At 62.8% G+C, this 20,505-nt stretch carries 22 protein-coding genes and 1 pseudogene; 4 read left to right on the forward strand and 19 right to left on the reverse strand.

Features of this window, described 5'->3' with window-relative positions; translation table 11 throughout:
* Positions 1-331: 331 nt before the first annotated feature.
* A complete protein-coding gene (locus tag GDI_RS04805; protein WP_041249294.1) occupies positions 332-1,285 on the forward strand; it encodes a ketopantoate reductase family protein in 954 nt (317 codons plus the stop codon).
* Positions 1,286-1,451: 166 nt separating this feature from the next.
* Here the strand turns inward: GDI_RS04805 and GDI_RS04810 are convergent, their stop codons facing one another.
* Genes GDI_RS04810 through trbB form a run of 11 tightly spaced genes read right to left on the reverse strand, consistent with a single transcriptional unit; the run spans position 1,452 to position 10,790 of the window.
* Positions 1,452-1,697 (reverse strand): DUF2274 domain-containing protein, encoded by a 246-nt coding sequence (locus GDI_RS04810; RefSeq protein WP_012223883.1) that lies wholly within the window; start codon positions 1,695-1,697, stop codon positions 1,452-1,454.
* On the reverse strand, positions 1,694-2,815 hold the full coding sequence (locus GDI_RS04815; RefSeq protein WP_173363367.1) for a TrbI/VirB10 family protein: 1,122 nt from the start codon (positions 2,813-2,815) through the stop codon (positions 1,694-1,696). Before GDI_RS04815 ends, GDI_RS04810 begins: the two co-directional genes overlap by 4 nt.
* A gap of 35 nt (positions 2,816-2,850) precedes the next feature.
* Positions 2,851-3,837: a P-type conjugative transfer protein TrbG gene (gene trbG, locus GDI_RS04820; RefSeq protein WP_012223885.1), complete on the reverse strand. Its 987-nt coding sequence runs from the start codon at positions 3,835-3,837 to the stop codon at positions 2,851-2,853.
* Entirely contained in the window at positions 3,837-4,517 is a 681-nt protein-coding gene (gene trbF, locus GDI_RS04825; protein WP_012223886.1) for a conjugal transfer protein TrbF, read from the reverse strand. Before trbF ends, trbG begins: the two co-directional genes overlap by 1 nt.
* 2 nt (positions 4,518-4,519) lie before the next feature.
* Complete coding sequence (gene trbL, locus GDI_RS04830; protein ID WP_012223887.1) at positions 4,520-5,779, reverse strand: P-type conjugative transfer protein TrbL; 1,260 nt, start codon at positions 5,777-5,779, stop codon at positions 4,520-4,522.
* A gap of 4 nt (positions 5,780-5,783) precedes the next feature.
* Positions 5,784-6,056, reverse strand: a complete 273-nt coding sequence (trbK-alt, locus tag GDI_RS04835; protein WP_041249295.1) for a putative entry exclusion protein TrbK-alt — start codon at positions 6,054-6,056, stop codon at positions 5,784-5,786.
* Complete coding sequence (trbJ, locus tag GDI_RS04840; RefSeq protein WP_012223888.1) at positions 6,056-6,802, reverse strand: P-type conjugative transfer protein TrbJ; 747 nt, start codon at positions 6,800-6,802, stop codon at positions 6,056-6,058. The genes trbK-alt and trbJ overlap by 1 nt, the downstream gene beginning before the upstream one ends.
* A complete protein-coding gene (gene trbE / locus GDI_RS04845; protein ID WP_012223889.1) occupies positions 6,799-9,225 on the reverse strand; it encodes a conjugal transfer protein TrbE in 2,427 nt (808 codons plus the stop codon). Before trbE ends, trbJ begins: the two co-directional genes overlap by 4 nt.
* A gap of 7 nt (positions 9,226-9,232) precedes the next feature.
* Positions 9,233-9,499: a VirB3 family type IV secretion system protein gene (locus GDI_RS04850; protein ID WP_012223891.1), complete on the reverse strand. Its 267-nt coding sequence runs from the start codon at positions 9,497-9,499 to the stop codon at positions 9,233-9,235.
* On the reverse strand, positions 9,499-9,825 hold the full coding sequence (locus tag GDI_RS04855) for a TrbC/VirB2 family protein (RefSeq protein ID WP_081482849.1): 327 nt from the start codon (positions 9,823-9,825) through the stop codon (positions 9,499-9,501). Before GDI_RS04855 ends, GDI_RS04850 begins: the two co-directional genes overlap by 1 nt.
* A complete protein-coding gene (trbB, locus tag GDI_RS04860) occupies positions 9,822-10,790 on the reverse strand; it encodes a P-type conjugative transfer ATPase TrbB (protein ID WP_012223893.1) in 969 nt (322 codons plus the stop codon). The genes GDI_RS04855 and trbB overlap by 4 nt, the downstream gene beginning before the upstream one ends.
* Positions 10,791-11,004: 214 nt before the next feature.
* Between trbB and GDI_RS04865 the strand changes: the two genes are divergently transcribed.
* Both GDI_RS04865 and GDI_RS19650 read left to right on the forward strand, forming a co-directional pair.
* Positions 11,005-11,274: an HU family DNA-binding protein gene (locus GDI_RS04865; RefSeq protein WP_012223894.1), complete on the forward strand. Its 270-nt coding sequence runs from the start codon at positions 11,005-11,007 to the stop codon at positions 11,272-11,274.
* A gap of 81 nt (positions 11,275-11,355) precedes the next feature.
* Complete coding sequence (locus tag GDI_RS19650; protein WP_157870993.1) at positions 11,356-12,885, forward strand: hypothetical protein; 1,530 nt, start codon at positions 11,356-11,358, stop codon at positions 12,883-12,885.
* 119 nt (positions 12,886-13,004) lie between these two features.
* Here the strand turns inward: GDI_RS19650 and GDI_RS04870 are convergent, their stop codons facing one another.
* The 7 genes from GDI_RS04870 to GDI_RS19655 form a co-directional block, all read right to left on the reverse strand.
* On the reverse strand, positions 13,005-13,430 hold the full coding sequence (locus tag GDI_RS04870) for a hypothetical protein (protein WP_012223896.1): 426 nt from the start codon (positions 13,428-13,430) through the stop codon (positions 13,005-13,007).
* 5 nt (positions 13,431-13,435) lie between these two features.
* On the reverse strand, positions 13,436-15,418 hold the full coding sequence (locus GDI_RS04875; RefSeq protein ID WP_012223897.1) for a conjugal transfer protein TraG: 1,983 nt from the start codon (positions 15,416-15,418) through the stop codon (positions 13,436-13,438).
* 157 nt (positions 15,419-15,575) lie between these two features.
* Positions 15,576-15,866, reverse strand: coding sequence for a type II toxin-antitoxin system RelE/ParE family toxin (locus GDI_RS04880; protein ID WP_012223901.1), 291 nt, complete (start codon positions 15,864-15,866; stop codon positions 15,576-15,578).
* Positions 15,859-16,107, reverse strand: a complete 249-nt coding sequence (locus tag GDI_RS04885) for a type II toxin-antitoxin system ParD family antitoxin (RefSeq protein ID WP_041249296.1) — start codon at positions 16,105-16,107, stop codon at positions 15,859-15,861. Before GDI_RS04885 ends, GDI_RS04880 begins: the two co-directional genes overlap by 8 nt.
* Before the next feature lie 79 nt (positions 16,108-16,186).
* Positions 16,187-16,459 carry a ribbon-helix-helix domain-containing protein gene (locus GDI_RS04890; RefSeq protein WP_012223909.1) on the reverse strand — a complete coding sequence of 91 codons (273 nt, stop codon included), beginning with the start codon at positions 16,457-16,459 and terminating at the stop codon, positions 16,187-16,189.
* 90 nt (positions 16,460-16,549) lie between these two features.
* The gene (locus GDI_RS04895) at positions 16,550-18,304 is read right to left on the reverse strand and encodes a relaxase/mobilization nuclease domain-containing protein (protein WP_012223910.1); all 1,755 of its coding nucleotides are present in this window, start codon (positions 18,302-18,304) and stop codon (positions 16,550-16,552) included.
* Positions 18,288-18,500 (reverse strand): hypothetical protein, encoded by a 213-nt coding sequence (locus GDI_RS19655; protein WP_157870994.1) that lies wholly within the window; start codon positions 18,498-18,500, stop codon positions 18,288-18,290. The genes GDI_RS04895 and GDI_RS19655 overlap by 17 nt, the downstream gene beginning before the upstream one ends.
* 514 nt (positions 18,501-19,014) lie before the next feature.
* Here GDI_RS19655 and GDI_RS04900 point away from each other — a divergent pair.
* Positions 19,015-19,554: pseudogene (locus GDI_RS04900) on the forward strand (IS481-like element ISGdi10 family transposase); the annotation flags it as partial.
* A 29-nt stretch (positions 19,555-19,583) separates the two neighbouring features.
* Here GDI_RS04900 and GDI_RS04905 read toward each other — a convergent pair.
* Positions 19,584-20,456: a tyrosine-type recombinase/integrase gene (locus GDI_RS04905; RefSeq protein WP_012223912.1), complete on the reverse strand. Its 873-nt coding sequence runs from the start codon at positions 20,454-20,456 to the stop codon at positions 19,584-19,586.
* Between the last annotated feature and the right edge of the window lie 49 nt (positions 20,457-20,505).

Genomic DNA, 20,505 nt, shown 5'->3' on the forward strand with positions numbered 1-20,505 from the left:
CCTGGTTGAGCTTCAGCAGACACCATCCGTCAGATTTAGTCGAGACTTCTACACTTGAAGTTCCCCGGTCTGACATTCGTCCCCATCGATGAAGACACGGCCTGTCTGCCGGTCAGTCTGGCATGGCGCCCGGAAAGCGAAGATCCGGTGATCGGCAAGTTCGTCGCGTTCGTCCGGGGGCGCGCGGCCCCCCATTTCCACACGCCCCCTCTCGCCGCGACTTCCTCATTCCAATGTCCCTGTTCATGACCAGAGCGCATTGATGGTATCAACGGCGAGACTTGCGTCGCCGGCCTCGCGGCGCGGCAGTCCCGGAACAAGGAACGACACCATGAATCCAAAAGTTCTGATCGTCGGCGCAGGTGCAGTTGGGGGATATTTTGGGGCCCGGATGGCAACGGCGGGACATGATGTCACGTTCCTGGTGCGTCCCAACCGGCTGCAGCAGCTGCGTACGGACGGGCTACGGCTGGTCAGTCCGCTGGGGGACGCCAGCCTCGCGCCGAAAATGGTGACATCCGACGATATCGATGGCCCTTATGACATCATTCTTCTCAGCGTAAAGGCTTACTCCCTCGCGTCCGCGATGGACGATTTCGCTGCCGCCGTCGGCCCGGATACGCGCATCATACCTCTTCTAAATGGCATGCGGCATCTCGATGTACTGGCAGAGCGTTTCGGAGATCCGAAGGTCCTGGGCGGGACGTGCTTCATCGTCAGCAAGCTGGATTCTGAAGGACATGTCGTTCAAGTGGGATCACTCCCCAAACTGACCTTTGGCCCGCGATCCTCTGGCGACAACGCCCCGATCCGGAGCCTCAAGGATGCTCTCTCCGGTCCTGGCTTCGAGACTATATTGTCGGACCACATCATTCAGGAGATGTGGAACAAATGGGCTCTGCTGGCATCGCTGGGCACCGTATGTTGCCTGATGCGGGCCACCGTGGGGGAAGTGGCCAGCGCGCCCGCAGGAGAGGCTTTCGCGCGGGCGACGATCGGCGAATGCGCTTCGATCGCGGCGGCGGCCGGGTATCCGCTCACCGAGGAGACCCTGGGCGGTATCGTCCGGCTGTTAATCGCAAAGGAATCGTCCCTGACATCGTCCATGTTCCGTGATCTGTCACAGGGCGCTCCCATTGAGGCGACACAGATCATTGGCGACCTCGTGAAGCGGGCCCGCGCGCATCAGATTGCCACGCCGACTCTTGATCTGATCAATCTCAATCTCACTGTCTACGAGCAGAGAAGGCTGCGCGTATCTTCGGTGGCCGAGCAGAGTATCTGATCGGATTCTCGCAATATCCGGCAATGGAACGATCGAAAGTCACTTTCCATATTCGTCGACGCCTAAATAACCGGAAACCTCTCGAAGATATTGAGGCGCAAATTCAGCCCCATCATGCTTGGTACAAAATCGAATATCCGGTGGGTGGTAGATAAATTCGTCGCGTTCATACGAGATCGGATGCGGGATTGGCCAGACCCTTCATGCGTTGCTTTCGAAACTCTCTGTCTCCGCCCATAAAGCGCGCGAGCATTGGCCCAATGAGCTTTGCTGGCATTATCTCGGCCTTACCGCTTTCACGCGCCAGCAGGCGCCCGTATTCGATCAGATCGCGATGCACGGCGGCGGGAAGTTCCACGGTGAGCCGAACCGGTTTGTCATTCTCAATAGGGCCCAGCCTGAGTTTTGTCATCGAGACGCCTCCTTTCCGTAAGGGGAGAGAACCAGGTCACGATGCACCATGACCCGCACTGGAAAGCCACGCCGGATTGTGTTGGTCGGCTGGATATTCAGCGACCGTCCGACCATCTGCTCACCGATCTGGTTGAAACCTTGCGAGCCACCGGTGCGCAGGGCTTGGGCAATGCCATTACCGCCGCTGATATCCGCTTCGGAACCCACACTGAGGATGGTCGAAACCAGAGCGGCCTTGAATACCTCGCCCCAATGATTGTCGGTCTGGTCCTGCAATCCGGCGTAGCCCGCCGCATCGGCGGCAGGTTCGTTCTCCAGCACGATCGAATCCCCGCCACTGCGCATCAGCCGGGTCCAGACCAGCAGCACCCGCTTCTGGCCATAAGCGATCTGGGAGTCATAGCGACCGATCAGTGTCGCCCCCTGCGGGATCAGCAGAATATGCCCGGTCGGAGAATCATAAACATTCTCCGTCACCTGGGCCGTGACTTCGCCCGGCAGGGCAGAGCGGATGCCGGTAATCAGCGCACCGGGAATGATCGATCCCGCCTGAAGCACATAAGGGCTGGGAGCGGGTGTCAGACGCGCGGTGCTGACGGTGCGCTGGTCGACCGGGCCATCAATGAACGCCTGCTTGCGGTCAGTAGCAACGCTGACGGGTTGGGTTGCCGTCGCCCCCGCCGTCGTCGGCGTTGCGATATCCCGACCGATCTGCGTCTGGGTGAACAGGTGGCTGACCCGCGCCGCTTCCTGTTCCTGGGCGATACGCTGTTTCTCCGGATCGGCAGGCGCCGCCGGTGTCGCCATGCCGGGAGCGCTAACACCTGCTTTGAGGAGCGGTCGACCAAGATCACCGGGGAGCGGCGCCCCGAGCCGCGGCGGATGGGTATAGTCCCCCGGCAGATTGGCCAGCCCGTCCGGCGTGGTGCGGCTGCCAGTATTATAGAGTTCGGCATTGCTCTTCGGAGGCGTCGGCTTCAACGCCAGATAGAGCGCACCGCCGATGCCGGCGACGGCGACGACCGACAGGCCGAGGATCACCTTGCGCGACAGGCGCGTGACCGGCGGTCGCGTCACGCGCAACCGCATCTCGCCCGGCGGCCTAACGGGAGGCATTGGTTTATCCGCCTCCCCCGTTCCGGTGCTCCCGCTCACGACCGCCGCGCCCCGTCGGTGCGGACGATGCGCACCACCTGCTGGTGCTTCGCCCCCAGCCGCAATTCGGCAGCGGCGAACAGACGATCGACGATCATCCGGTTGCCGCGCACCCGATAATTCACCAACTGGCCGTCGCCCTGCGGGCCGATCACCCAGAGCGGCGGCATCTCGCCCTGGGCGATCCCGGTCGGAAACTCGATAAACACCTGCCGCCCATCATCGAAGGCCCGCAACGGCCGCCACGGCGCCTCGTCGCCCTCGATCCGGTAGCGGAAATTCAGTGCATCGAGATCGACGCCGGTCGCAACCGGAGTGCCAAGATCAGAATCCCGATCCTGCCCACGCAGGGCGACGATGTGGTCCTGCGGATAGTCCCACGACACCGAGGCCATATAGGTCCGCTCATCGGAGCGCAGCTCCAGATGGTAGGTGCGCCGGTCGGTATTGATGACCAGGTTGGTGGTCAGGTCCGGCCGCGTCGGTTTGAGCAGGATATGAATCCGTTTCGACGCCCCTACCCCGCTCTCGGTGTCGCCGATAATCCAGCGTACGGTATCACCCGCGGCGACCGGGCCGGCACCCACCAGCTTCTCGCCGGGTTGCAGCGCGATATCGGTGATCTCGCCGGGGGCGGCGTAGAGCTGATAGAGCGCACCCTCGGAGAACGGATAGACCTGGATCGCATTGAGATACCCGGTCCGCGTCGGCTGGATCCGCGCCGCACTATTGGCGCGCTCGACCCGTTGATGGGGATCCGTCGGTTCCGGCGCCCCGTGCCGGTATGGGAGCGGCTTGAGTTGCCCCGGTAGCGGCAAGGGCTCGGGGAGTGCCACCACCTGCACAGGCTTGGGCGGGTCAGGCGTAAGAACTGCCTGCCGGGGCGTATCGTCGTATCTGATGACAGGCGGCTTCCACGACGAGCAGGCCGCCAGCGGCACCAACAGGATCATGAACGGCGCGATTGTGTTGAGGGTGCGCATCAGCCGAGTTCCCTGGACCAGTTGAGGGCGTGGATGTAGATGCCGAGCGGGTTCTTGCGCAGCCGCTCGGCATCGGTGGGCGTGGCGACGACGATGGTGAGGATCGCGCTCCAGCGCTCAGTGGTGGCCAGCGCGCCGTCGATATAGCGGCGCTCGACCCACTCCACCCGGAAACTGTCATCGGAGGCGCGGATCACGCTGGCGATCTCGACCGCAACCTGCATCCTGCCGATCCGGCTGAACGGATCGTTGGTGCGGGCATAATCATTCAGGGCCAGCGCGCCGCGATCGGTGACGTAGTTATAGGCGTCGAGCCAGTTCTGCCGCAGCACCACCGGATCGGCAGGGATGCCGCGCACCTCGGAGATGAAGCGCGCCAGATACCAGGCGATCTGCGGATCGGTCGGCCGATAGGCGGCCGTCGCCGGCCCCACGGCCTGCGCCTGACCAAGATGGTCGATCTGCACTACCCACGGCGTGATGGTGCCCCGCGCCGACTGCCAGACCAGCCCGGCCGCCAGACCGCCGCTCAATGCCAGGCAGCCGAAGAAGGCCAGCCGCCAGTCACGCGCCTGGACGCGGGCCAAACCGATGCGGTCGTCCCAGACCTGTCCGGCCTTATGATAGGGCGTTTCCGGTTCTGGTGTTTTGCCGAACCGTATGCTGGGGCGAAGGAACATGGTTATTCTCCCTCCGAGAGATCGACGTCGTGGCCGCCGCTGGGCCGGTCGCCGCCCTTGATCGCCTGCGCGGCGGCGTCAGCCCCGCCCCTGATCCGGTTGTTGCGCTGCATCCGGCTGGCCCAGGCTGGCGGCTTGCCGGGCGCCCCTGCTCCACCGCCACCGCCCGAAGCGGTGGCACCACCAACGCCGCCGGTCGCGGCAGCCCCGCCGGCCTGATAGCTGGTGCGGACACTGGCCGCCGCCCTGCGCAACGGACTGGCGGCGGCAGACAATCCAGTCTTGGCGACACCGGCCGCGCCGCCGGCCCGATAGGCGGCGGTGGCCCCGCCCGCGACAAAAGCGCCGCTACGCACGGCCGCCGCCGCCGCTCCCACAGCCAGTCCGGCCCCTGATGCGGCGGCCACACCAGCACCGATGACCCCGGCCGCCGTAGCGACCGCAGATCCCGCACCCAACTGCGGACCACCGGCGATCAGGCCGTTGGCCAATGCCGGGCCGAACACGGTCAGACCGAGCAGCGTCAGGGAAGCCAAAATCAGGGTCAGCGCGTCATTGATGGTCGGCGGATTGTTGAAGCCGCTGGTGAACTGGCCGAACACCGTCGAGCCGATGCCAACGATGACGGCGAGCATCAGCACCTTGATCCCGGACGACACCACATTGCCCAGCACCTTCTCGGCAAGGAAGGCGGTGCGGCCGAACAGACCGAAGGGCACCAGCACGAACCCCGCCAGCGTGGTCAGCTTGAACTCGATCAGCGCCACGAAGAGCTGGATCGCCATGACGAAGAAGCTGATGACCACGATCAGCCACGCGATCAGCAATACGGCGATCTGGATCGCGTTGTTGAAGATGGCGACGAAACCAACCAGCGAGGAGATCGAGGTCAGGATCGGCTTGCCGGCGTCGATGCCGACCTGCGCCAGCCGCCCCGGCTGGAGAAGCTGCGCCTGGGTGAGATGCCCGCCGCCCGCCTCGATGCCGAGGCCTGCGAAGGATTCATAGATGATCCGCGCCAGCCCGTTGAAATTGCCGATGATGAAAGCAAACATGCCGATGAACAGGGTCTTGCGGATCAGGCGCGCCAGCACGTCCTCGTCGGGCGCCAGCGCCCAGAACAGCCCGGCCAAGGTGATGTCGATCGTGATCAACGCCGCCGCGAGCCAGTGCACGTCGCCCTGCACCAGACCGAATCCGGAATCGATATACTGGGTGAAAATGGCGAGGAAATTGTCGATGACGCCGGTGCCCTGCTGCATGGCGTCACCGTGCCGCGTCAGGCGCGAAGAAGCGCTTGCGGTTCTCGGCCCAGATCGCAGCACAAGCCGGATCGCCGTCGGCCTTCATGCCGAGCGCCTGGCAACGTGCGAGACCGGCGGCCAACCGGTCACGCGATCCCGGCGGCCCGAGATCGGGCACACCGACGTCATGGGAGACGTGCCGGAGATGCAGGCTAGCAGCAACCAGGATCAGCACGACCAGCCCAACGGCAACGAGCCGGAAGACGAGCGGCGGGGAGAGGCGCGGCGCGCGCATCAGTGGAACATCTGCGCGGTTCCGGGGGTATAGCCGGCACCATAATTGAGAAAATTCGCCAGTTGCGCCCTGCCCTGCTCCTCGCTCTCGACCTGACGCGCGCCGTCCAGCGCCTGGGCGCGGCCCATCGCCGTGACGACAGCCGTAAGGTCGGCAAGCTGGCGCGTCTGCAGCGCGGTGAGTTGGTTGCCCGATTGCGCGGCCTGCAGGGCGCCGGTCGCGGACTGGCTGGACGTGACCAGACTGTCGATCTGGCTGCGCGTGGCATCGAGATTCTGCACCGCGCCGGCCTGCACGCGCAGCCCGTCCTGATAACCGCCCCGCGCGTTCAGCCATCGGGTCTGCGCATCGGCGGTCATCTGCGCCACTGAGGTCGGACTACCCAGCGCCTGGGGATAGGTCTGGGTGAAGGCCTGATCGATGCTGGACAGGTTGTAGGAAAGCCCTTGGGCCTGACCGACGATCTGTTGAGTCTGGGCGATCGACTGTTCCAGCGGGGCCAACACGGAGAACGGCAGATTGGCGAGATTGCGGGCCTGGTTCTCCAGCATGGTCGCCTCATTGAGCAGGCTCTGCGCCTGCTGGTTGACCTGCTGCAATTCCCTGGCGGCGGTGAGAACATTCTGCACATGATTGGCCGCGTCATAGACTGCCCATTGCGCATGAGCCGGTGCGCTCGCGACGACCGGCAGAACGAGACCGACCCCGAATACGAAAGCTGATTTTACTGTCAGTATGTTTTTCACAGCACCGCTCCCGGCTTGAGCATCTCCACCGCCCACTCGACACCCTTGTGCGCCAGCCAGGCAGCCGCAAACCCATCGCGCCCATGCCCGGCGAAAATCCGGTCGATAGCGGCCTGATCGTCGGGCGAAGATGCGGCGGTGAAAGCCAGCGCCACTTCGGACAGGCCAAGGTCGAACAGCCTGTTGCCACGACGGGACTGGCAGTAATAGTCGCGCTTGGGCGTCGCCCGGCTGAGGATCTCGATCTGGCGGTCGTTCAGCCCGAAACGGCGATAGATCGTGGTGATCTGCGGCTCCAGCGCCCGGTCGTTGGGCAGGAACACCCGTGTCGGGCAGCTTTCGATCAGCGCCGGCGCGATGGGGCTGGCGTCGATATCGGCCAGCGACTGGGTGGCGAAGATGACGGAGGCGTTCTTCTTGCGCAGCGTCTTCAGCCATTCCCGCAACTGTCCGGCAAAGGCGCGGTCATCCAGCGCCAGCCAGCCCTCGTCGATGATCAGCAGTGTCGGGCTGCCGTCAAACCGGTCCTCGATACGGTGGAACAGATAGGACAGCACGGCTGACGCCGCCCCCGAGCCGATCAGCCCCTCGATCTCGAAGGCCTGGATATCGGCGACACCCAGCCGCTCATGCTCGGCGTCGAGCAATTGTCCCCACGGACCGCCAACACAATAGGGTTGAAGGGCCTGCTTCAAGGCCAGCGACTGGAGCAGCGCCGACAGGCCGGTAAGGGTGCGTTCCGCGACCGGGGCCGAGGCCAGCGAGGTCAACGCCGACCATAGATGGTCCTTGAGGTCGGGCGCAACGGTGACGCCCTCGCGCTCCAGCAGGCTCGCCACCCATTCCGCCGCCCAGGCCCGTTCGCCCGGCTCGTCGATCCGCGCCAACGGCTGCAACGCGACGGAATCGTTCACGTCCTGCGCCAGCGCGCCGCCGAGATCGTGCCAGTCGCCACCCATCGCCAGGGTGGCCGCACGGATCGAGCCGCCGAAATCGAACGCGAATATCCGGGCACCGGCGTAGCGGCGGAACTGCATCGCCATGAAGGCCAGCAGCACGGACTTGCCAGCGCCCGTCGGCCCGACGATCAGCGTGTGGCCGACATCGCCGACGTGGAGAGCGAAGCGGAACGGGGTCGAACCCTCGGTGCGGGCATAGAACAGAGGCGGCGCCGCGAAATGTCCGTCACGTTCCGGCCCGGCCCAGACGGCGGAGAGCGGGATCATGTGCGCCAGGTTCAGGGTCGAGACGCAGGGCTGGCGCACATTGGCGTAGACATGCCCCGGCAGGCTGCCGAACCAGGCCTCAATGGCGTTCACCGTCTCACGCATGCAGGTGAAATCGCGGCCCTGGATTGTCTTCTCCACCAGCCGCAGTCGATCGGCGGCAATGACAGGATCCTCGTCCCACACCGTGACGGTGGCGGTGACATAGGCCTGTCCGACCTGGTCGGTGCCGAGTTCCTGCAACGCCGCATCGGCGTCGGCCGCCTTGTTGGCGGCGTCGGAATCCAGCAGCACCGACGCCTCATTGGTCATGACCTCCTTGAGGATGGCCATGATCGATTTGCGCTTGGCGAACCACTGCCGCCGGATCCGGCCCAGCACCCTGGTCGCATCGGTGCGGTCCAGGCAGATCGCCCGCGTCGACCAGCGATAGGGAAAGGCCAGCCGGTTCAGCTCGTCGAGCAGACCCGGCCAGGTCTGGGTCGGAAAGCCGGTGATGGTGAGCGTGCGCAGATGGGCGTCACCCAGGCGCGGCTCCAGTCCGCCGGTCAGTTCCTCATCCACCAGAATGGCGTCGAGGTGCATCGGGATTTCAGGCACCCGGACCCGCTGCATCCGCGTGGAGATGCAGGAGTGGAGATAGGTCAGGGTTTCGCCGTCATCGAGCCAGTCGGCCTCGGGCATAAAGCCGTCGAGCAAGGCCAGCACTCGGTCAGTCTGGTCGATGAAGCCCGCGACCACGGCCTTCCAGTCGGAACCACCACGGGCGCGGTTCTCATAGAGCCAGGCCTCCGCACGGGCAGCATCGTCCGCCGGTGGCAGCCAGACCAAGGTGAGGAAATAATGGCTCTCATAATGCGCCCCCTCTTCCTCGAACTGTGCCCGACGTTCGGCGTCGACCAGTTCGGAGGCAGGGTCGGGGAATGGGCCAGACGGATAGCCACGCGCCGGATGACGCTGCGCTTCCACGAAAATGGCCCAGCCGGAGCCAAGCCGCCGCAGCGCGTTGTTCAGGCGGGACGTGATGGCGACCAGTTCGGACGCGGTCGAGGACTCCAGGTCCGGGCCGCGAAAGCGGGCGGTGCGCTGAAAGGCACCATCCTTGTTCAGCACCACGCCTCTGGCGACCAGCGCCGCCCAGGGCAGGAAATCGGCCAGCCGGTCGCGGCGGTGGCGGTATTCGGCGAGGTTCAGCATGGCGCCCTCATCCGACCAGATGGGTGGGATAACGCAGATGCCGGCGTACCACGTCGACGAAGGCGGGATCGCGTTTGGCCGCATAGACGGCGGCGAGATGGCCGACCAGCCAGAAGATTCCGCCGGCGATCCACAGCCGCAGGCCGAGGCCGATGGCGGCCGACAGCGTGCCGTTGACGATCGCCACCGTGCGCGGTGCGCCGCCGAGCAGGATCGGCTCGATCAGGGCGCGATGCACCGGCGCGGTGAAGCCAGGGATGCTGTCCGGCTCCATCAGATCAGCGCCCCGCCCGAGAAGGAAAAGAAGGACAGGAAAAAGCTGGACGCGGCAAAAGCGATCGACAGACCAAAGACGATCTGGATCAGGCGGCGGAAGCCACCGGATGTTTCCCCAAAGGCCAGGGTCAGACCGGTCACGGTGATGATGATCACCGAGATGATCTTGGCGACCGGCCCCTGCACACTTTCCAGGATCTGGTTGAGCGGCTCCTCCCAAGGCATGCTCGAACCGGCGGCATAGGCCGGGGCCGACAGCAGGGCGAGCGAGAGGGTGGCGCCAGCCACAGCAAAGCGATGGCGCAGGACAATCATGCGGGTCATGACGGGTCTCCGGCAGGTGCGAGGATGTAGTCTCCATCGGGGCTCAGGCCCTGGACGGTGGCGAGTTCAGTCAGCCGGCGCGCGCTGCCGCGCCCGGACAGCACCGCGATGACGTCGATGGTCTCGGCGATCAGGGCGCGCGGCACGGTGACGACGGCTTCCTGGATCAGTTGCTCCAGCCGGCGCAGCGCGCCGATCGCCGAACCGGCATGCAGGGTGCCGACGCCGCCGGGATGACCGGTGCCCCAGGCCTTGAGCAGGTCGAGCGCCTCGGCGCCGCGCACCTCGCCGATCGGAATCCGGTCGGGACGCAGGCGCAGCGAGGAACGGACCAGGTCGGAGAGCGAGGCAGCCCCGTCTTTGGTGCGCAGGGCGACCAGATTGGGCGCCGCGCATTGCAACTCGCGGGTATCCTCGATCAGCACCACCCGGTCGCCGGTCTGGGCGATCTCGGCCAGCAGGGCGTTGACCAGCGTGGTCTTGCCGGTGGAGGTGCCGCCGGCGACGAGAATGTTCCGCCGCTCCGCGACGGCGCGGTGCAGAAATTTGGCCTGTGCGGCGGTCATGATCCCGGCGGTCACGTAATCGCCGAGCGAGAACACCGCGACGGCTGGGCGCCGGATGGCAAAGCAGGGTGCGGCCACCACCGGGGGCACCAGCCCTTCGAACCGCTCCCCGCTTCCCGGCAGTTCGGCGGAGACGCGGGGGCTGGCGGGATGCACCTCGACGCCGACATGGTGGGCGACCAGGCGGACGATCCGCTCGGCGTCGGCCGGCCCGATCCGGGTGCCGGTGTCCTCCATTCCGCCGGCCAGCCGGTCGATCCACAGTTTCCCGTCGGGATTGAGCATCACTTCGACGATCGACGGATCGTCGAGATGGCCGGCAATCGCCGGGCCGAGTGCGGTGCGCAGCATGCGCGTGCCTCGGACGACGGCTTCGGAGCGGAAGGGAGCGATAGACACCGGGAACCCCGCGATTAGCCTCCAGAGGGAGGCGATGGATCAGCGGGATCGATTAGAAAGAGGCAGGAACACGGCAGCGCAACAAGTCTCTGGGACCGTAGGGCGCTGGGATAGAAGAACTTGCATAGGAGTAGGTTGCCGTTTGGGCGGTGACGGGACGACAGGGCGCTGCTACCGTTTTCTGGAATCGACCACGACACGGACCTGTGCCCGCATGAGCAAAGCCTTCATCGCCGCTGTTCTTCAGGATTCCCTCGCCTGCACCGGCGTTGCCGCTACCAAGGCCGCCGATGATCTGGTCGGGGCTATTGTCGCCGAGCTGAAGCAGGAGGGCGGGTTCACGCTGCCGTCCTTCGGGACGTTCACCGTTCACAAGACCAAAGCCCGGAAGGCGCTCAATCCCCGCACCGGCGAGCCGGTGAAGGTCAAGGCAGGCAAGACCGTGCGCTTCAAGGCGAGCCCGGTGCTGAAGAAGGCTGTGTAGCCAGAATATTCCACTCCACATTCAAATAATGGTCGTGGTAAATTTACAAAAAAGATAACAATTATTTAAAAGGAGATTTTGTTGAACGAAAAACTTTCTCAGAAAATTCTCTCTCTTCTCGGACCCGCCGCCATTGCATCCACCCCAGGCGCGTTCATGCTATTTTATTACCAGAGCCACATTGGCAATCTTCCTGCATTTATCAGCCAGACCAACTTCCTCTGGATTGCCTTATCCGTCAGTCTGACAGTCACTCTCTTTTACGGCTTCATGCTTATTCTTGGAGCCATGTCCGCTTTCTGGTTCTATGCCTGTCTCGTCATTTTTTTCCAGCAATGGCGAAAAGTCAGTACCCTATCCGGCACTGGAGCATTCCCATGGACCAGACTGCGCCAGATCACGGTATCTGTGTGCCGCTATCCCATCGTTGTCATCGGGGAAAGTCTCCCCCTTTTGAAGGGTTGCTTTCTGATCATCGTTGTAGCTTGTCTCTCGGCACTTGCTGCAAACTGCTTGTTGACTTGGCTGCAAAACTCCTCTCCACAGCAAGTGAGCATGCTGCACGACGTTATCCTGGCGCCTTTCCACAGCATGGGTTCCCAACGTGCAACTCTGCTGCCTCCTGCCTCCCAGACAGATCAACCTTCTCATGCCTTCTTCAAATTCTTCGCACTTTTGGTCACAAACCTCATAAGTTCGATTGTCAGCACGTCAATCTGGCAAAAGTACAGACTGCAACGCCTCCCCGATCAGCCTTCCACAATTAGGAACTGTCCTCCTGTCTCCGACAGGGCTTGGTTTTTTTATATAGCTATCGCTCTTATTGTTAGCCTAATCCTGACATTGACAGCATTAATTCTTCTCTCCGACAAGCCTGAAGAATTTTTCTGGCCTGTCCTAACCTGCAATGTAATCTCAGCACTCCTGCCCATCATCCTCTGGCGTGGATGCCACTCTCTCCCTCAAACACCCACTCCCGCTATACATAACGTGTTCCCTCGCGATAAATTCTCATTTACTCTATATATTATTATCTCTCTTTTTTCATCTTTAATGATTTTTCTTCTTGCTGCACTCAATATAACAGAAATCGGCCTCATCAGCCTGATATTATACTTCTGCCTATCCGGCTTCCTTCTGCTCACCTTCGTAGACAATGTGCCTGCCGATAAACTGAGACAAAATCCCGCAATTTCTGTCGTATTACTCGTATTTTTCTTAATTTTCCATGGATCGTGGTCAGCTTTTTCCAGAGAATGTATGGCTTTTGCAGGCTTTCACACTTGGCGACAAAATGCTGTCTTCGTCACCCCCGAAATAGCCAACAATGTCTCGGCACTTCTTGAGGCTTACGGCGGAAAGCCTAATACTTGTACAACAACAATCTCCGGTAGAGAGATGGTCAGACTTTCCGTTACTGTCAATAAGACTTTTCTTCCGCTGCAAGTCCTGTGGAACGACGGTTCAGATAAACGCCTACTCGGCTTTGATACAGAACGTATTCCCCAGAGAAATTTTGGTCCAGAGATCTTCATTCCCCCGGTCTCCACAAACAACAGCAACGTTTTAGAAATGACCGAAGAATATCTCAGCCCATGCACACCACAATAACATCTACGTTAGTTCAAACCCAAGGCCAGTTGGAAATATTCGCGCAAAAATCCGAATGCACCACTGATTGGAACCTGTAAAAAAAGAGACGAAAATACGCCAGAGACCCGCAAACACGGTCAACGACTTTCGTCCTCAGCCGCACCAACGAAATCCTGCCTCACCTCGTCATCCAGCGTCTTTCCGCGCGCGAGTCTGCGGCCGATCGCCTCGACGAAGCCATCATACCGCTCCCGCCCCTTGCTTTGAACGGCGGCAAAGGCCGCGTCGGGCAAAGGGGGCGTGCTGGTCAGCCAGAACCGCACGAACACGGCCAGCGACTCATTCGAAATCGTGACCCGTCGCTCCATGCGTTCCAACTGCCGCGTCATCCGGTCCAGCCGCCGGGCCAACGCCGCCTCCAGCCGCTCCGGCCCGTCCGGTGACAGGAACGATGCCAGCGCCGTCTCCACGATCAGCGCCTGCGGCACCTTCTTGCGGGCGGCGTAATCGGCAAGCATGACGCTGAGATCGGGCGGCAGCCGGATCGTGTGCTTGATCCGCATCGCTGTCACAGCCCCATCCGATCGCCAGGATCGAGCGCCACCTGCCGCGCGAGAGCCCGCTCCCCGCGCCGAAGGGTCTGCGCTCGTGTGGCGTCGTCTTCGGGTTCGTCCTCGGGCGGATCAAATTCATGCACCGGTTTCCTCGGCGCAGGCACCACCTCTTCCTGTTTCGGTAGTTCCGGCTCCCGGCGGATGCCGGCATTGGCGGGATCATCATCCGCATTGCCGGCAGGAGGCGGCTGGACCACATCGGCCCAGCCCCCTGGCGACTGCGGTCCGGTGGGTGGCGTTTCCTCGGGAGCCGAAGGTGGCTCGAACCGGGGTGGCGGGAGGATGCGCGCGGCCAGTTCAGCATCCTCGAAATACCGCGCCTTGCGCGCCCGGATCGGCGGGCAGCCGGACACCAGCACCAGTTCCTCATCAGGGGGAAGCTGCATGATCTCGCCGGGCGTCAGCAGCGGACGTGCCGTCTCATGGCGCGTCACCATCAGATGCCCGAGCCACGGCGACAGCCGGTGCCCGGCATAGTTTTTCGCGTCACGGATCTCCGTCGCGGTGCCGAGCGCATCGGAAACCCGCTTGGCGGTCCGCTCGTCGTTGGTCGCGAAACTGACTCGGACATGGCAGTTGTCGAGGATCGAATTATTCTGACCGTAGGCTTTCTCGATTTGGTTCAGGCTCTGGCCGATCAGGAAGCTCTTGATGCCGTAGCCCGCCATGAAGGCCAGCGCGCTCTCGAAGAAATCCAGCCGTCCCAGCGCCGGGAATTCATCAAGCATCAATAGCAAGCGGTGACGGCGCTTCGCCTCCAGTTCCTCGGTCAGACGACGGCCGATCTGGTTGAGCACCAGGCGGACCAACGGCTTGGTGCGGCTGATATCCGAGGGCGGCACCACCAGATACAGCGTGGCCGGGTCGGTACCAGCGACGAGATCGCGGATGCGCCAGTCGCAGCGCCGGGTCACGTGGGCCACAACGGGATCGCGATAGAGGCCAAGGAACGACATGGCGGTGGAGAGCACGCCGGAGCGCTCGTTGTCGCTCTTGTTGAGCAGTTCCCGCGCCGAACTGGCGACCACCGGATGGACACCTTTTTTGCCAAGATGCGGCGTGGTCATCATCGCGCGCAGCGTGGTCTCGATCGCCCGTTTCGGGTCGGAGAGGAAATTGGCGACCCCGGCCAGGGTCTTGTCTTCCTCGGCATAAAGGACATGCAGGATGGTGCCGACCAGCAGCGCGTGGCTGGTCTTTTCCCAATGATTGCGCTTCTCAAGAGCGCCTTCGGGATCGACCAGCACGTCGGCGATGTTCTGCACGTCCCGGACTTCGCGCTCGCCGCGCCGAACCTCCAGCAACGGATTGTAGGCGGCGCTGGCGAGGTTGGTCGGATCGAACAGCAGCACCCGGCCGAAGCGGGAGCGCCAGCCGGCGGTCAATGTCCAGTTCTCGCCCTTGATGTCATGGACGATGGCGGAGCCCGGCCACGTCAGCAGGGTCGGCACCACCAGACCGACGCCCTTGCCCGATCGGGTCGGCGCGAAGCACAGCACATGCTCGGGTCCGTCATGGCGGAGATAGGCATCGGCCAAGCGGCCCAGCACCACGCCATCGGGTGCGAGCAATCCGGCGCGGCGGATCTCACGCGGATCGGCCCAGTGCGCCGAGCCATAGGTGGTGGCGCGCTTTTTCTCGCGGGCACGCCAGACGGACATCGTGATCGCGACGATGACGGCGACAATCCCTCCCGACCCCGCGATGTAACCGCCGGTGGTGAAGATGTCCGGTGCGTAGGCGTCATAGGCGAACCACCACCAGAAGAACTCCGGCGGGTAATAAACCGGCCAGCCGAGCAGCGTGACCCACGGCGCGCCAAGCTGCGGCTGGAAGCCGAGCCACCAGGCAGTCCACTGCGTCGCGGCCCAGGTAAAGGCGAGGATCACGGTGCTGACGGCGCACACCGATCCCCATAGGATCTTGGTCTGGTTCATGATGACCACCGATCAAGAGGATCGGTGCCACTGACTTCAATTTCTGAGTTGAAGCGGTGGGCTTCCCGGATAGATCCGGACAAAAATCGGACGCACCGATGACGTCAGACCACGCGATGCACAGCCGACCTGCGCGGCGATTCCCCGCCCCGGACGATCAGAGATAGTGTTTCGGCTCCTGACGCTGATGCAGGACACGAACGATAAAGATCCCTTCACCCGTCTTCCGATAGAGTACAGCGTGGCTGTCATGGACGAAGCGAAAATATCCGGTCCGCAGATCGCCGATATCCGCTCCCATGTCGGGATAGGTCCCCAGCGTCTCGAAGGCCGTATGCAGGTCGAGGATATAGCGCTCGGCGCGCGCCCATCCCCAATTCCGGATCGAAAGCGCGATAATGGCCTGAACGTCGGAATCCGCTTCGCCGGAAAGCGTGTAGCTAGGCATCCGTCGCGTCGTGGGCCGTCTTCATCGCCGCGAGGATGTCGGGAATCGTGCGTTTGCTCACACCGCTCTGTTCGCCCTGAACCAGGACCTCGACCAGAGCCTGCCGTTCCTCGGCCTGTGTCTGGTCGCGCCGGATCAGGTCGCGCACGTAATCGCTGACGCTTGCATATTGCCCACTGTCGATACGGCGCTGAACCCAATCACGCATCGGATCCGGCACGGATACATTCATGGAAGCCATTGTCATATCCCCCTGCGTTCGCATGATGGCAAATAATGGCATAATTTGCCATATCAGATTTCCATTCAGCCGAGCCGTTTCATCCCTGCGAACGGTGCCGGGCGATCACGTCGCGCAATTCGGCGAAGACGGTCTCGGCCGCGATACTCGACCCGCTCTCATCACCAAGCCTGATCGCCTCCCGCAGGGCATCGAGATCGCGACGGTCGGTATCACGACGGCGCATCCATTCGCGCAATGCCTCGCGCACCACCTCGCTGGTCGAGGCATATTCGCCGCCCTCAACGGACTGGCGCAGGGTCGCCGCCATCTCGGACGGTACGGTGATGGTCATCCGTTCGATCGTGGACATGAGGCGGCTCCTCCTTAAGCGGGCATACTTTATCATACTTATGAAGCAGCCATTTTGTCAGCCGAAAATCCGCAAGCGGGCCGACCGAGGTCAAATCCCGAGCCCCCGCTTGCGCCCGAAATTCCAGTCCACCGATCCACCCGGCGACAGGGTGCCGGAAACCTGTCGTCCCAGCTTCTGCTCCAGCGCCGGGCGCCACGGCACGAGCTGGAAGCCCAGCCCGTCATCGACCATCGCGAACCGGCCCGAGGATAGAACGACCCTCTGGCGATAGACTCCCGCGACGATCTCGCCTTCCTTCGCGGGCCGGTGCTCCAACCCGGTCTGCGCCGCCAACCTGGCGACCGCCTGATCGAGATCGCGCTGGCGCAGGGTGCCGATCAGGTCGGGCGCGAACACCACACGCTCGCTCTGCCGCCGGGCCAGTCCCTCGAACGCGAGATGGTCAATCCGTTGCGTCATCGCTGCGCGAACCTCTCCGCCGAAGCCCGCGTTGGCCAGCGCCGGGTCTTTGGCGAGCAACTGGCGGTCGAGCCAGGTCGCGCCGGGCGCCGTCACCTGCTCGGCCAGCGTGAAGTCCGAACGCGTCGCCAGCGACAGGCGCTGAGTGCCCTTCGCGTCTTCCCAAGCTCGGGTCTCGACGATCGCACCCGTTTTCGCGTCACCGGTCAGGTCCAGATCGGGGAAGCGGACATGATGCGTCCGCCCGTCGGTGCCGGCGATGACCACGTAGCCGGAGCCTTTCAACTCATCATCCAGCCCGCGCTCGACCAGTCGACCAATAACCGGATCGGCAAGTTTCTCGCCATGGATCGCGAAACCCGCAACATCTGGTTCCGCCCCGCCGTCGGACATGGCGCGGTGCATGGTCCTGATGATGTCGCCCCGGATGGAGAGATCGCGCAGGGTCGCCTCCAGCCCCGGCTTGAGGGTCCAGCGTGCCACCCCGACGCGCTCCGCCAAGCCGAGCCCTTCCAGCTTGGTCGCCCTTCCGACCAGCAGGCGGCGCAGTTCCGGGTCTTCGCCTCCTGCACCGGGACGGAGATCGACGATGCCGCCCCCTTCATCGCCGATGTCCTGCAACGCGCGATCGAGACTGGTCCACCGGTCGGCGCCGATCTCGGTCTCCAGGGCGGTGCGGATTTCCTGTTCGCTGCGCGGGCCAAGCTCCAGCGTCACCCGCTCGGCGGCACGGTCGCGCAGGCCCTGGCTGATATAGGCGCGGCTGATCACCAGATCCTTGCCGTCATCGGCGACACCGCGCACCAGGATATGGACGTGGGGATTATCCGTATTCCAGTGATCCACCCCGACCCAGTCCAGCTTCGTGCCGAGGTCGCGCTCCATGTCCTGCATCAGTTCCCGTGCGAAGCCCCGCAGATCCTCCATCCGTGCCGCGTCCTCGGGCGAGACGATGAAACGAAAATGGTGGCGGTCATCTTCGCACCGTTCCGCGAAGGCCTTGCTGTCCGCCTCATCGGAACCGGCATCGAACAGATGGGCCTTGGCACCGTCGCGGGTCACGCCCTCGCGCCTGAGATAGGCGATGTGCCGGGCGAGCGGCGCCGAGCGAAACCGCGTGCCCTGCTGGCGAACGACGCGCGCCATGACCACGACCCGACAGGCATTGCTGCGCAGCCGCATGGAGAGTGCCGCACGCCGGCCGCGTCCGAAGCGGGAACCGCCACCGCCTCCCCTGCCCTTCGCGCCGAAGCGGGTGCCGCTATGACCGGCTTTCTTCGCGGCGCGCATGACCTCACCGACGAAGGATTTCGGACGCGCGCCCTGATTGCCATGCTGGATGCGTCCGGGCCGAACGTTCAGACTGTCATCGCGCGTCGGCATGGCCCGCTCTCCGCTTCGATGCGCGCCTGACCACGCCCGGATCGTTGAAAAGATTAGGAAAAATGCCCGGACAGCCGCAGGTGGTGCGTGGTGAGAGGGCAAATTCCCCAATCAAACCAACCACATGCAGCCTCGAACGGGCGCTGCTTTTACCTTGCCCTCTTAATCGGGCGGGTTTTTTGGTCAAGTTTTTCATTCTTCGTTTTCCTTTAGCTTCCTTTCACGATCACAGTTCTGCTCCTGGACTGGCATCTCGGCCCTGACTGAGGGTTCGTGGCACGCCGTGCACTCTTCCGCGCTCAGCGACGACTGATATGCCGCCCCATCCGTGGATGGGCGGCCGGCCTTTCGTCGTGGCGCATTTTGCCATCGGATTCACGGGGCAGCATCACAGGCACTCGAGCGGAGTCCCACGAGGCGTTCACCTGCGCGTGCTCCAGGCAAGATATCGTGCTTCCCGTCGTCCTCGACTGCACCCTTCCCCATCCGCCTTGGCGGATCTCCCTGTTCAGAACGCCGCGGTCATCCCGACACGCGGCGGAACATTCCTTTGCAGCTGGACACTCACGCGAGCGCCCGCGGCAATTTGCGGTTCTTGCAAGCGATATGACGGGCCCGCTCTTCGGGATCGACGGCCGGACCGCCGTCATAGACCGTTCCGTCGAGTTGAAATGGCATGCGCGGTATTCCGCCCCAGGCACCTTCTATGTGGCACCCTGAAGGGCTTCGGTCGCGTTTACCAGCAGACCTTCGTCGATACCTACAGCAAGTTCGGCTTCGCCAAGCTCTATGACCGCAAGACCCCGGTTACCGCTGCCGACCTGCTCAACGACCGCGTCATCCCCTTCTTCGAGCTGCACGATCTCCCGCTCCAGCGCGTGCTGACCGACCGGGGCACCGAATTCTGCGGCTCTCATGACCGCCATGAATACGAACTCTATCTGGCGGTGGAGAACATCGACCATACCCGCACCAAGGCGCGCAGCCCGCAGACCAACGGCATCGTCGAGCGCTTCCACAAGACCATGCTCGACGAGTTCTATCGTGTCACTTTTCGCCGCAAGATCTACGACAGCATCCACGAACTCCAGGCAGACCTCGACGAATGGATGGATGACTTCAACCGCAATCGCACCCACCAGGGACGATACTGCTTCGGCAAAACCCCGATGCAAACCTTCCTTGACGCAGCCCACCACGCCCGCGAAAAAGATATCGGGCGCCACGTCGAACACCACATGAACGCGTAGCATCCACGCCGGCCACTTCAAGCCGTCCGTCAGATTAAGTGCAAACTTCTACACTTCAGCAATACCCTTCGGGCGCCGGGTGTCAGGGGCCTCTTTTCGTCACCAAGTTCTTCCCTGTGCCTCTCATTCTTGACCCTTTCCAGAGAAATTGTCTTCTGCTCGAAATCGATATCTTTCCATCGCAAGGACAGCGATTCAGCCAACCGACAGGCCTGCTCGATGGACCATCTGACGAGCCAGACATCATCGGAATGACAAGAGGTGAGCATGGCCCCGATGAGACGTTCGTATTCCGTCTTGCCCTGTTCGTTTTCGGTTTTATTGCTGTTGACGTTGAAACCAGTCTTGCTCGAAAGCCTGCGATTGCGTTTTTTGTCCGCACCAGCCGGTCGTTTCACGACCCTGCCAGATGCATGATTGACGGTATGGATATCCCACTCGCTGATGGCGTGCTGGATGATGCTGGCCAGCAGGTTCAGGCGTTTGACCACCGTGGCGGGCGCATACCCGTCCGCCAGCATCCGGTCCCTGAACGCCCTGACATCGGCAGGCATCCACTTGCCGACCATGACACCGACCACCGGGTCATCCAGCAGGGCCGGGATATGGCCTGTCCTGTCAGCTTCACGATGGGCCATGCATTCGTCGCGATAGCGTTCCACCAATTGCCGGATGGGCAGCCGGTCGATAGCGGAGGTGTCCTTGAACTGGCGAAGGTCAACCTCCGCACGCTTCTCGCTGAGCCACCGTCGAGCCAGGGCCGATGAGGCAAACGTCTTTCGCAGGCGCTTGCCATCGACCATCTTGCGGGCCTGATACTGGCCGGGACCGCGATACCAGACTCCCTTGGGAAGTGGCTTACCCGTAACCGGGTCGTTTCCTGACTTGTCTGTTTCGCCCATGCGAAGCCCCTGATAGCAAAGAGCCATATTTTCCCGCTTGGCTCAGGAA

This window comes from Gluconacetobacter diazotrophicus PA1 5, from assembly GCF_000067045.1.
Taxonomy (GTDB): domain Bacteria; phylum Pseudomonadota; class Alphaproteobacteria; order Acetobacterales; family Acetobacteraceae; genus Gluconacetobacter; species Gluconacetobacter diazotrophicus.